Genomic DNA, 12888 nt, shown 5'->3' with positions numbered 1-12888 from the left:
TTAGCATTTTGATACAAAAAAATCAACACTTTTGATAAAATAGTCGAAAATATTTTTTAGATTTGCGCAAACGTTTGCGTATTCCTTGGCTTTGTGGTAAAATGATTGTCAAATTGTTAAGTATGAGGACTTTCTATGAAAAATCAAACCCTAATGCAATATTTTGAGTGGTACCTTCCCCACGATGGACAACACTGGACGCGACTTACCGATGATGCTGAGCACCTTGCAAATCTAGGAATTAGCCACGTCTGGATGCCACCTGCCTTTAAAGCTACCAACGAAAAAGATGTCGGTTATGGTGTCTATGACCTTTTTGACCTCGGAGAATTCGACCAAAAAGGTACTATCCGTACCAAATACGGCTTTAAAGAAGACTATCTTCAAGCCATTCAGACACTTAAATCACATGGGATTCAACCTATGGCCGACGTCGTCTTAAACCACAAGGCAGCTGCAGACCGTTTAGAATCCTTCCAGGTTATTGAAGTCGACCCAGAAGATCGCACAATTGAACTTGGAGAACCATTTACCATCAATGGCTGGACAGGTTTTACCTTTGATGGCAGACAAAATACCTACAATGATTTTCACTGGCACTGGTACCACTTCACAGGAACTGACTACGATGCCAAAAGACGGAAGTCTGGTATCTATCTTATTCAAGGAGAAAACAAAGGTTGGGCTCATGAAGAATTAGTCGACAATGAGAATGGAAACTACGACTATCTTATGTACGCAGACTTGGATTTCAAACACCCCGAAGTCATCCAGAATATCTATGACTGGGCCGATTGGTTTATCGAAACGACTGGTGTAACAGGTTTCCGCTTAGATGCTGTCAAGCATATTGACTCTTTCTTTATGCGTAATTTCATTCGTGATATTAAGGAAAAATATGGGCAAGACTTCTATGTCTTTGGAGAATTCTGGAATCCAGACAAGGATGCCAACCTAGACTACCTTGAAAAGATTGAAGAACGCTTTGATCTTGTTGATGTTCGCCTTCATATGAATCTCTTTGAGGCAGGTCAGGCTGGAGCTGACTATGATTTAACAACTATCTTTGATGATAGTCTGGCTCAAATCAATCCGGATCGAGCTGTGACCTTTGTCGACAACCATGATACCCAACGCGGTCAAGCCCTCGAATCTACTGTTGAAGAATGGTTTAAGCCAGCAGCCTATGCTCTCATTCTTTTGCGTGAACAGGGGCTTCCATGTGTATTTTACGGAGACTACTACGGTATCTCTGGTCAATATGCTCAGCAAGATTTTAAAGAAGTTCTTGACAATCTGCTAGCTATTCGAAAAGATTTGGCTTATGGAGAGCAGACAGACTACTTTGATGACCCTAATTGTATCGGTTGGGTCCGTTCAGGAGCTGACAATCAAGCACCTTTAGCTGTTCTTATCTCAAATGCTCAAGACAATTACAAAACTATGTTTGTTGGTCCAGAATGGGCTGATCATACTTTTGTTGATTTACTTGGCAACCATTCAGACCAAGTAACTATTAATGCTGAAGGATATGGTGATTTCCCAGTTGCTGAACGTTCTGTAAGTGTTTGGGGACTTACTTATTAAGAACACAAAAAAACTTGCCATGGGCAAGTTTTTTTATTGCTAAATATTAGTCTTTCCAAAGGTCCATGGCATTTTTAAAATCAGATGAAACTTGAACATTTTGAGGGTTTGTTGCCTCTCTCTCCTGACGCTTCGCTTCTACCTGGGCTACACTCCTAATCCCTTCGTGACGCCAGTTTCGAAGGATAGCTTGGATATATTTCCAATTTGGTTTTCCATTTAAAACAGCTTCACGTAAGGCTTCTTTTATCAAATCCGCACTAGTTCCGTCTTCTTTCAAACTCTTTTCCAAATCTTCGATTTCAAATGGGCTTAATAGACGACCTAGCTCCTGTTGGAAAGTATCTACCAAGCTCTTTAAATCATTTGGGGCAGATTGCACCTGGTTTGGAGCTTGTTTTTCTAAAAGTTGGTCTAGGCACTCCAAGGCAAGAGTTGCATCGAAGATAACTTCTATTTCGCCATTAAGTTCAATCGTACGGTATTGAAGCAGACCTTTTTCTGTCAAGCGTGAAATAGCCTGATTGACTTCAGTGACATTTTTGCCGATTTTTTCAGCGATCTGACTTGGAGACAATTCACCTAAAGCCGTTGTATTCTGTAGGTAAAAGAATTGCCAAACCAAGAAATCATCGCTTGACGAGAACAGTTGATTGTAATGTAAAAGCAGGTCACTCGGCAACACTAAGTTTCCTGATTTGAAAGCATCTAAATATGTCATAATTCCTCTTATAAATATCCAAAATGAGACACATCTTCTTCCGCACTTTTCCACTCAAAAGGTGTTTCTTGATAAACTGCATAATTTACCCAGTTACTGAAAAAGAGGGCTGCAGACGAGCTCCAACGCATACAAGGAAGCTCATGGATGTCATCATTTTTGAAATAATTTTCTGGTATATGGGGATCTAAACCAGCATCTAGATCTCTAAAATATTCTTTCGCGAGCGTATCACGATCATACTCTAAATGCCCAAAGCTATAAACTTCTCTCAAATCTCGACTTGCAAGGATAGAGATTCCCACCTCTTCACCTGATGCTAAAATCTCTAAATTAGTTTTATTCAAGATATCCTCTTTGAGAATTTCTGTATGACGAGAATGAGGAGATACATAGAGATCATCAAAGCCTCTTAGCAGAAGATGCCCTTCTTTTAATACATCCTGAGGATAAATTCCAGAAAGCTTTTGGGCCATCTGGTGTTTATCTACACCATAACGATAGTATAGACCTGCCTGTGCCCCCCAACAAATATGCAGGGTTGAAAAGACATGAGTCTTAGACCAATCGATAACTTGGGTAAACTCCTGCCAATAGTCAACCTCCTCAAATGGAAGGTGCTCAACTGGAGCTCCTGTAATAATCAAGCCATCGAAATAATCATCTTTGACTTCCGAGAAGGTCTTATAAAAGGTCTCCATATGCTCTGAGCGAGTTGTTTTTGATTGGTGACTCTCCATATATAAAAAGTCAATATCTAACTGTAAAGGAGTATTGGCCAAATGCCTTAAGAGTTGAGTCTCTGTTACAATTTTTTGCGGCATTAGATTTAAAATAAGAATTTTCAAGGGTCGGATATCCTGATGAGCCGCCCGTTGATCATCCATGACGAAAATATTTTCTGTTTGTAAAATCTCAACTGCTGGTAATTTTTTATCAATTCGAATCGGCATGGAAATCTCCTAACTGTATAATACTGGACTCAAGTAACCTGACTGTCATCAAATGGAATAATCCAGCTGACGACACTTCTTCCCTTTATTATACTGTAAGAAGATATAGTTTTCAATTATAGTTTTTCTCTAACTAGATATAGCCTATTTTTATATCCGATGAAGAGAAAACAGCCCTAAGGACTGTTTTTCATTAATAATGCATCAAGACTTTATAGTCGTAATCTCCGATTGCTTCACGACCTTTTAGCTCATCAAGCTCAATCAAGAAGGCACAACCAGCTACGACACCGCCTAATTTCTCAATCATTTCGATTGTCGCTTTAACAGTACCACCTGTTGCCAAGAGGTCATCTACAATGAGAACACGTTGACCTGGTTTGATAGCATCGGCGTGCATGGTCAAGGTATCAACACCATATTCTTTTTCGTAGTCAGCTGAAATCACTTCACGTGGCAATTTCCCTGGTTTACGAACAGGTGCAAAACCAATTCCCAACTCAAAAGCGACTGGACATCCAACGATAAATCCACGCGCCTCTGGTCCTACAATCATATCGATCTGTTTGTTAGTAGCATATTGAACAATTTCACGAACAGCGTAGCTGTAGGCATTTCCATCTGCCATCAATGGGCTAATATCACGGAAAGTAATTCCTTCTTGTGGATAATTTTCAATGCTTGCAATGTAGTCTTTTAAGTTCATAGCGTTTCTTTCTTTTAAAATTTTTACTCCCTATTATACCATAATTCCTAGAAAAGCAAAATAGAAAGAAACCTTGGAATATCCTTCCAAAGCTCCTCAGCCCTTCATAAAATTCGGAGATTCGCTCACTCAATGAAATCTTTACTTCTTTTTGCTTTTAGAAGTTTGATTCCGTTGACGATTCTGTTGGATGCGCCACTCTCGCTCAAAGTAAGACATGGTTTCAAATACTCTCTCTGGCAAACCGACATCCAGCAAATAGATTGGGATTTTAAAAACGTTAGAATGTTTTGAACTTGTAAATCTACTTCGAAGACGATACCAGAAAGAGTTGGATTTTAAAAGTTCCTTGTCATAAAACCGAACCTCAATAATATAAAAATCCCTTGCATTTCTACTACCCTTAATTCTCGTGAGAGCAAATTTTTCTACCTGTCCCCAGGAATAAAACTGCCAGTCTTTCTTTGGATGTGGCTTATAGAAAAAACCTTGAGCCGTACATTTCAAATACTCTTTATCAGAAAAAAGCCGTCGCAAATGTTGATACAAAATGAAGCCAACGATGATGATTAAGAAACCAATAAAGAGAATTAAGGCCACCAATCCCATAGGTGTTTCTTCGGGATAGCTCAGCAAAAACGAAAGGATCCAAAGTAGAAGAGCCAATTCTAGTAGGTAAAGAATAAGGCTCAAAACGATTTTCTTACTACTCCATTTAATAATTGTTTCTTCCATTATGCCAACTCACTTAAATATTCATAGCGTTCGTATTTTTCAAGCAAGGCTTCATTCTTCTCATCTAGCTCCTTTTGAAGAGTAGCTAGCTTCCCAAAGTCAGAGCCATTTGCTTGCATTTCTTCTTCAATAGCAGCGATGCGATTTTCCAAGGCTTCGATGTCACCTTCAATACTTGCCCATTCTTGCTTTTCTTGGTAGGTCATCCGTTTCTTTTCTTCACGAACTTTGACCACTTTTTCCTTGTCAGTTTTTTGGATTTGAGTTACCGTTTCTGCTTCAAAGGCCTTTTCATCTAGGTAGTCTGTGTAATGCCCAAAGAAAGGACGGATGGTCCCATTCTCAAAGGCAAGGATCTTAGTCGCAACCTTATCAAGAAAATAACGGTCGTGACTAACTGTCAATACTGGTCCTGCAAAACCTTGTAAGAAATTTTCTAAAACCGTTAAGGTCGCAATATCTAAATCATTTGTTGGTTCGTCTAAGAGGAGGACATTAGGCTTTTCAAGGAGTAGTTTGAGGAGATAAAGACGTTTCTTCTCTCCACCAGATAACTTCTCAATCAAGGTACCATGAGTTGATCTTGGAAAAAGGAACTGCTCTAGCAACTCAGCAATAGATGTCATAGAACCTCCACTGGTCTTGACTTCTTCTGCCACTTCCTGCAGGTAGTTAATAACCCGCTTGCTTTCATCCAAACCTTCGATTTGTTGAGAGAAATAAGCGATGCGAACCGTCTCACCGATGATGACCTCTCCTTCCGTTGGCTCAAGTCTTCCCGCAATGAGATTAAGAAGAGTTGACTTCCCAACACCATTATCCCCAACGATTCCGATACGGTCTTTGGCTTGCACCAAAAGGTTAAAATCTTGCAAAATCGGTTTATCGTCATAGGCAAAGGAAACATCCTTAAACTCGATGACCTTTTTACCGATACGGCTAGTTTCAAAATTCATGGTTAAGTCTGTCTCAACACTAGAATCTGAAACTTCCTTCTTCAAGTCATGGAAACGATTGATACGCGCCTGTTGCTTGGTTGCACGAGCTTGTGGTTGTCTTCTCATCCAGGCTAATTCCTGTTTATAGAGTTGTTCCTTTTTGTGAAGTAGAGCTGCATCGCGCTCATCCTGTTCCGCCTTGAGACGAACATAATCTTGGTAATTTCCTTGATATTCTGTCAAACCTGCTCTGTCCAACTCAAAGATTCGCGTAGAAAGAGCATCTAGGAAATAGCGATCATGGGTGATAAATAATACTGTTTTCTTGGAATTTTTCAAGAAGAGGGTTAGCCACTCAATGGTCGCAATATCCAAGTGGTTGGTAGGCTCATCAAGAAGCAAAAGATCATGATTGCCCAGAAGGACTTGCGCCAACTGAACCCGTCTACGGAGACCACCAGACAAAGCTCCAACAGGAGTTGACAAGTCTTGAATACCTAGTTTACTGAGAACCGTCTTGACCTGACTTTCAATTTCCCAAGCTTGGAGGGAATCCATCTCAGCCATGACACGTTCCAAACGGGCCTGTTTGTCCTCATTGTAGTTAAGCAAGAGCAATTCATACTCACGAATTAACTGGATTTCTTTCAAATCACTTGATAGGACAGTATCCAAGACAGTCTTGCTGTCATCAAAATCCGGATCCTGGGTCAAGTAGCCAATCTTGTAATCATTCTTTGCTGAAAATGGGCTTACGTCACCATCAAAACCTGAAACTCCAGAAAGCACATCTAAAAGGGTTGTTTTACCGGTTCCGTTGACACCGATAAGACCAATTCTGTCCAAGTCATGGATGATAAAGGAAATATCCTTAAAGACTGTCTTATCTCCAACGGATTTACTTAGTTTTTCAACGATAAAGTCACTCATTTTCTCTCCCTTAGGTAGTCATGGATGGCTTGACGGTCATTTTCCAATTCTCCATCAACAATAGCATACTCAATTTCTTCTAAAACATCTCCTAATTCAGGACCTGGCTGATAGCCGTATTCTTTGATGAGAATGCCACCATTGATTTGCATTTCTTTCTTATCATGAATGGTCAAACTCTCATGGGTTTCTGTGATAGCTTGCGGATTGACTTCTTTCCCTTGAGCTCGGCGAAAATTTTCAGCCTGTAAAAGCAAGCCCAAATCAAAGCGGTAACAATCACGCTTGTCGAGTTCCCCTTCTTCTCGGAGAGCCAAAATAGCGAGCAAATCCTGTACCTGTTTGGCAAATTGACGTGATGTCTTCCAGTGTTTTAAAAATTTTTGAGCATCTTCCACTTTTAAAACCCATAAAAGTGCTGCCCAGGCTTGTTCAGAAGATTCAAAAGTGAAATGATCTTCTAAATCAAATAATGACTGGAGTTTATCCTGACTACCAGCCATATCTGGAAGATAATCATAAGCTTTACTTGCAATCATGGAAGACAGACCCACTCGCCAATGAGGGGCTAGTAGAAGTTTGTCAAATTCAACAAAAGTACGCTCCACAGAGATTTTCTCTAAGAGTGGCGTTAAGGTCTTCATCGCTTCAAACGTTTCTTGCTCGAGTTCAAAACCAAGACTAGCTTGGAAACGAAATCCACGCATGATGCGTAAAGCATCTTCGTTGAAACGTTCGCTCGCTACACCAACTGCTCGCAGGACTTGATTTTCTAGATCTTGTAAGCCATTAAATAAATCGACAATTTCCCCTGTCTCATCTAAGGCAAAGGCATTAACTGTAAAATCACGACGCTTAAGGTCCTCTTCTAGCGAACGCACAAACGAAACTGAACTCGGTCTACGATAGTCTACATAGACATCTTCTGTTCTGAATGTGGTTACTTCGTACTCTTCATCTCCGTCTAAAACCAAGACAGTTCCGTGCTCAATCCCGATATCAGCTGTACGAGGGAAAATCTGCTTGGTTTCTTCTGGATAGGATGATGTCGCGATATCCACATCATGGATAGGACGATTGAGTAGAGCATCCCTAACAGATCCACCAACAAAATAAGCCTCAAAACCTGCTTCTTTAATTTTTTCTAATACTGGTAAAGCCTTCTGAAATTCAGAAGGCATTTGTGTTAATCTCATAATAAGTGTTCTAATCCATAGACAAGCTCATGACGCTTGACAACTTCTTTGATTCCCAAATTCACCCCTGTCATGAAGGAGCTACGATCATAAGAGTCATGACGCAGAGTCAATCCTTCTCCCTGATTTCCAAAAATGACCTCTTGATGAGCTACCAAACCTGGTAAACGAACCGAATGGATTCGCATGCCATCAAAATTAGCTCCACGTGCACCTGAAATGAGTTCTTCCTCATCAGCCGCACCTTGCTGGATTGATTCCCGAACCTGAGCCATCAACTCAGCTGTTTTAATAGCTGTCCCGCTCGGCGCATCCTTTTTCTTATCATGGTGAAGTTCAATAATCTCCACATTTGGGAAGTATTTAGCTGCTTGTGCTGCAAATTGCATAAGCAAAACAGCGCCCAAGGCAAAGTTAGGAGCAATTAAGCCACCCAATCCTTTGGAACGTGAAAAATCTTTTAGTTCTTCAATTTCTTGGCTGGTGAAACCTGTCGTTCCTACTACTGGAGCAAAGCCATTTTCAAGAGCAAAGCGTGTATTCTCATAGGCGACAGCTGGTGTAGTAAAGTCCACCCAAACATGGGCATCAAAACCTGCCAAGTCATTTTTATTATTGAAAACAGGAATTCCTTGCCATTCAGATGCAGACTCAAAAGGATCCAAAACAGCTACTAGTTCAAGTTCAGGATCAGACAAAACCATCTGACAAGCAGCTTGCCCCATTCTTCCCTTAAAACCAGCAATAATCACTCGAATACTCATCTTTACTCCTATTTAAGATACAAAGCCTGCAAGAACAATCTAGACGATTGGTGTATAACCTAAAGCAATACTGCCTTCTCCAAGGTGGGTCCCGATGACACTACCGAAGGTTGCAATTGAAATGTCTGTAGCTACTCCGCCGTCTAACAAAAGCTGACGCAAGTCTGCTGCTTTTTGAGGAGCATTCCCGTGAATGACAGTAATCTGATAATTTCCATTACTTGTTACTTCTTTGACAATTTCAACCAAACGTTTTGTTGCTTTCTTCTCTGTACGAACCTTCTCATAAACTTCGATAACACCTTGGTCATTGAAATAGAGAATTGGTTTAATGCTGAGAAGATTCCCTAAAATAGCTGCACCATTTGATAAACGACCACCTTTAACCAGATGATCAAGGTCATCTACCATGATAAAGGCAGAAGTATTTTCAATCTGTTCTGTTAACTTATCTAGTATAGACTGGAAATCATCTCCCTGCTCAGACCATTGAAACACACTTTCCACCATGAATCCTAGTGGTGCACTTGTAATTCGAGTATCAGGAAAAGCAATGGTTAGACTTTCGAACTCATCCGTCATATACTGGATATTCTGGTGAAACCCTGAGATTCCAGAAGAAAGGAAGAGACCCAAAACATGAGTATAGCCTTTTTCTTTTAATGATGATAAAATTTCATCCAACTTAGCAATACTTGGTTGACTTGTTTTAGGTAGTTCAGATGAACGAGCCATTTTTTCATAAAATTCTTGAGCGGTTAGATTTACACCTTCAACATACTCCTGTCCGTCGATATTCACAGGAATGTCAAGCACAAATAAATCTTCTTTCCGCAAGGTTTCCGCTTGTAGAAAAGCAGATGAGTCTGTTATGACCGCTAATTTCATTTTTTTAAAACTCCAAATTAATTCCTGGTAAATCTAGTGCAATTTCCGTTACTTCATAAGTTAAACGGTTTAGCATATCCAAAGAAGGACGAGCAAGCGTCTCAACTTCTTCTTGACTAAAGTCACTTGGTTGATCAACGATACGACCTTCAACGTGGTTGACTTGAGAAATAGTACCACTGATAACAAATTTATCAAAGACAATCATAAAGCTCAAAACAACTACGAGAGAAGTCACTTGGTTTTCTTGATCATGTTGAAGTAGTTGGAAATTGACATCAACCTTTGTTTCAGGAATTCCGTTTTCATTTTCCCATTCAAAATTACGTGCATCAAAGTGATACTGACTAACAAATTCTTGTTCACGTTTTAAATTCATCATATTCTCCATGGTTACAATTTACTTTGACATTGTAACATATTTTCTTATTTTCTGCTAACTTTCCTAAATTCCGATTTCTGCTTTCACAACTTCAGCAATAGTATCCACATAGTAGTCTACTTCTTCAGTTGTTGGAGCTTCGGCCATGACACGCAAGAGTGGCTCAGTTCCACTTGGGCGAACAAGGATACGTCCGTTACCTGCCATCTCTTCTTCCATCTTATCGATAATAGCCTTGATAGCTGGTACTTCCATGGCTTTTTCTTTCATGGCATTTTCAACACGGATATTGACCAATTTTTGTGGGTAAATCGTCACTTCTGAAGCCAACTGAGACAAACTCTTACCGGTTTCTTGCATAATCTTAGTCAATTGAACAGCTGAAAGTTGTCCATCACCTGTGGTATTATAGTCCATCAAGATAACGTGACCTGACTGCTCTCCTCCAAGATTGTAGCCATATTTTCTCATTTCTTCAACGACATAGCGGTCTCCAACAGCAGTGACAGCTTTATTAATGCCTTCACGATCCAAGGCTTTATGGAAACCAAGGTTGGACATAACTGTTGTTACAATTGTATTTTGTGCTAATTGGCCTTTTTCAGAGAGGTATTTACCGATGATGTACATAATCTTGTCACCATCGACAATTTCGCCATTTTCATCAACCGCAATCAGACGGTCACTGTCACCATCAAAGGCCAAGCCAATAGCAGATTGGCTTTCTTTTACAAGTTCTTGCAAGGCTTCTGGATGAGTTGAACCAACATTCAAATTAATGTTCAAGCCGTCTGGAGTTTCTCCGATAACTGTTAATTGAGCACCCAAGTCTGCAAAGATTTGGCGGGCACTTGTTGCAGCTGCTCCGTTTGCAGTGTCCAAGGCCACTTTCATTCCTTCAAGAGGAGTTCCAGTCGAAACAAGGTAGGCTTCATATTTACGCAAGCCTTCTGGATAATCAACTACAGTACCAAGTCCTTCGGCACTTGGACGTGGAAGAGTATCTTCGCTAGCATCTAGTAATGCTTCGATTTCTGCTTCTTTTTCATCGTCTAGTTTAAAGCCATCTCCACCAAAGAATTTAATCCCGTTATCTAGAGCTGGATTGTGGCTTGCTGAAATCATGACCCCAGCACTTGCCCCCTCAGTTTTCACCAAGTATGCTACTGCAGGCGTAGCAAGTATCCCAAGTTTATAAACGTGAATTCCCACTGAAAGGAGACCAGCAATCAAGGCTGCTTCTAACATTTCCCCTGAAATACGAGTATCGCGTCCTACAAAAACCTTAGGCGCTTCTGTCTCATGTTGACTAAGAACATATCCTCCGAATCGGCCTAGTTTAAAAGCCAATTCAGGTGTTAATTCTACGTTTGCTTCTCCACGGACTCCATCCGTTCCAAAATATTTACCCATTTTTATAATCCTTTTCTAGTTTAATGTTAATTTTGCTTTGAATTATCTGGCTTCGTTTCTGCTGCTGTCGTTGATGAGTTTTCTACAGTTGAAGCATTACTTGTTGTCGTTGAACTATTTGTTGTTCGGACTGGTTTAGTTATTACTTTCATAGTAACCTCAAAAGGAGTAATAACTGTTGGTAAAACGGTCCCATTCCTGTCGACAGCTTGTAAAGGTACTGACCCTGAATAATTCCCAGTTATTTTTTCACTCGTTGGCAAAACTGCAACAATGCGATCAATCTTAGACAAAGTATCTGCGTCGCTGGTTACTGAAACTTTTTCATCAGAAACAGTCACACGTTCGATTATAATCTTCTCATCAATTTGACTAGAATCAATTTGAGGTACAACAGGTACATTATCTCGAGTAACTTTCTTACCAACCTTGACTGTGATCTTTTGTGGTGTTGCTACAGCTGTCAAACCACTTGGAAGATTTTCAATGGTTAAGGGAACTTCAATCGTTCCTTCTGTAGCTTGTGATAAATCCGCAGTCACTTTAAATTTACGAGTGCTCTCTTTCATCTCACTGGCCAAAGTCACCCGATTTGAACCTGTTAGAAACACCGTTACTTCTGAGCTAAATCCACTAATGAAATACTGCGCACTATCATACTGAATATCAATCGGTACATTGACTACTGTATTGGTGTAGGTTTCAGTTTTAGTTTGTCTCGCATTAGTATTGTTTTGATAATTGATTGATGTTGCATAGATAAATAGGACACATGCAAAGAGGAGTGAGGTGATGATATAAAGACTATTTCTTTTCATTATTCCACCCTCCCAATAAACGTTCTTTTAAGCTTGGTTCATCTGAATCCTTAGGTATCAGAATACGACGTAGTTCTTCCTCGAATTCTTCCAAACTTAAATCATGTTTGAAGACACCATTGTAGGTGATGGATATACCTCCAGTTTCTTCTGACACAACAAAAGTAAGGGCATCTGAAACTTCTGATAAACCAATGGCTGCACGGTGTCGTGTCCCAAACTCCTTAGAAATACCAGTGTTCTCAGTAAGTGGAAGATAAGCAGATGTTACAGCTATTCGATCACCTTTTATAATGACTGCACCATCATGTAAAGGTGTGTTTGGGATAAAGATGTTAATTAATAACTCAGCAGAAATCTTAGCATCCAAAGGAATTCCTGTAACGATGTACTCCTGCAAGGTTCTCACACGTTGAACAGCTACCAAAGCTCCAATCTTACGTGGGCTCATATACTCAACCGATTTTACAAAAGCCTGGACCATCTGCTCTTCTGAACTCATAGGAGTATTTGAAAAGAAATCCGTAGCTCGACCTAATCGTTCCAAACCTGTCCGAATTTCTGGAGAAAAGATAACAACCGCTGCAATAACTCCATAGGTAATCAATTGATTAATCAACCAGGAAATAGTCGTCAAGCCCAAAAAATTAGCCGCAATCTGAGCCAAGATAAAAACTATAACGCCTCGAACCAGAATCATAATCTTGGTTCCTGCAATTGATTTTGTAAATTGATATAAGATATAAGCAACGATTAGAATATCAATCACATTTATCGCAATACTCCAAGGACTGGAAAATAAACTAGACCAGTATTGAAGATTAGATAATTGCTGAAAATTCATCCTGTGTCCCCTC

The 12888-nt window shown here is 40.0% G+C and carries 13 protein-coding genes; 1 reads left to right on the top strand and 12 read right to left on the bottom strand.

Going from position 1 to position 12888, the window contains the following annotated elements:
* Positions 1-135 precede the first annotated feature (135 nt).
* Positions 136-1587: an alpha-amylase gene (locus AB8E63_RS01430; protein ID WP_368909601.1), complete on the top strand. Its 1452-nt coding sequence runs from the start codon at positions 136-138 to the stop codon at positions 1585-1587.
* Positions 1588-1633: 46 nt separating this feature from the next.
* Here AB8E63_RS01430 and AB8E63_RS01425 read toward each other — a convergent pair whose 3' ends face one another.
* From AB8E63_RS01425 to cdaA, 12 genes are all read right to left on the bottom strand, one after another.
* The gene (locus AB8E63_RS01425; protein WP_368909600.1) at positions 1634-2308 is read right to left on the bottom strand and encodes a DnaD domain-containing protein; all 675 of its coding nucleotides are present in this window, start codon (positions 2306-2308) and stop codon (positions 1634-1636) included.
* A gap of 8 nt (positions 2309-2316) precedes the next feature.
* Positions 2317-3261 carry a homoserine O-succinyltransferase gene (metA, locus tag AB8E63_RS01420; protein WP_368909599.1) on the bottom strand — a complete coding sequence of 315 codons (945 nt, stop codon included), beginning with the start codon at positions 3259-3261 and terminating at the stop codon, positions 2317-2319.
* 193 nt (positions 3262-3454) lie between these two features.
* Positions 3455-3967: an adenine phosphoribosyltransferase gene (locus tag AB8E63_RS01415; protein ID WP_320693886.1), complete on the bottom strand. Its 513-nt coding sequence runs from the start codon at positions 3965-3967 to the stop codon at positions 3455-3457.
* Positions 3968-4108: 141 nt separating this feature from the next.
* Positions 4109-4702, bottom strand: a complete 594-nt coding sequence (locus AB8E63_RS01410) for a hypothetical protein (protein ID WP_368909598.1) — start codon at positions 4700-4702, stop codon at positions 4109-4111.
* Positions 4702-6570 carry an ABC-F family ATP-binding cassette domain-containing protein gene (locus AB8E63_RS01405; RefSeq protein WP_368909597.1) on the bottom strand — a complete coding sequence of 623 codons (1869 nt, stop codon included), beginning with the start codon at positions 6568-6570 and terminating at the stop codon, positions 4702-4704. Before AB8E63_RS01405 ends, AB8E63_RS01410 begins: the two co-directional genes overlap by 1 nt.
* Positions 6567-7766, bottom strand: a complete 1200-nt coding sequence (locus AB8E63_RS01400; RefSeq protein WP_368909596.1) for a CCA tRNA nucleotidyltransferase — start codon at positions 7764-7766, stop codon at positions 6567-6569. The genes AB8E63_RS01405 and AB8E63_RS01400 overlap by 4 nt, the downstream gene beginning before the upstream one ends.
* Positions 7763-8530 (bottom strand): 4-hydroxy-tetrahydrodipicolinate reductase, encoded by a 768-nt coding sequence (gene dapB / locus AB8E63_RS01395; protein WP_368909595.1) that lies wholly within the window; start codon positions 8528-8530, stop codon positions 7763-7765. Before dapB ends, AB8E63_RS01400 begins: the two co-directional genes overlap by 4 nt.
* 39 nt (positions 8531-8569) lie before the next feature.
* Positions 8570-9418 (bottom strand): DegV family protein, encoded by an 849-nt coding sequence (locus tag AB8E63_RS01390; RefSeq protein WP_368909594.1) that lies wholly within the window; start codon positions 9416-9418, stop codon positions 8570-8572.
* Between the two features lie 4 nt (positions 9419-9422).
* On the bottom strand, positions 9423-9797 hold the full coding sequence (locus AB8E63_RS01385; RefSeq protein ID WP_004252208.1) for a DUF1149 family protein: 375 nt from the start codon (positions 9795-9797) through the stop codon (positions 9423-9425).
* Positions 9798-9863: 66 nt separating this feature from the next.
* Positions 9864-11213 carry a phosphoglucosamine mutase gene (gene glmM / locus AB8E63_RS01380; RefSeq protein ID WP_368909593.1) on the bottom strand — a complete coding sequence of 450 codons (1350 nt, stop codon included), beginning with the start codon at positions 11211-11213 and terminating at the stop codon, positions 9864-9866.
* A 26-nt stretch (positions 11214-11239) separates the two neighbouring features.
* The gene (locus AB8E63_RS01375; protein WP_368909592.1) at positions 11240-12031 is read right to left on the bottom strand and encodes a YbbR-like domain-containing protein; all 792 of its coding nucleotides are present in this window, start codon (positions 12029-12031) and stop codon (positions 11240-11242) included.
* Positions 12018-12875 (bottom strand): diadenylate cyclase CdaA, encoded by an 858-nt coding sequence (gene cdaA / locus AB8E63_RS01370; protein ID WP_368909591.1) that lies wholly within the window; start codon positions 12873-12875, stop codon positions 12018-12020. Before cdaA ends, AB8E63_RS01375 begins: the two co-directional genes overlap by 14 nt.
* Positions 12876-12888: the final 13 nt, after the last annotated feature.

It is taken from the genome of Streptococcus sp. oral taxon 061 (assembly GCF_964211575.1).
Taxonomy (GTDB): domain Bacteria; phylum Bacillota; class Bacilli; order Lactobacillales; family Streptococcaceae; genus Streptococcus.
Note: the sequence above shows the minus strand (reverse complement) of the source record. Positions and strands in the feature narration are given on the sequence as shown.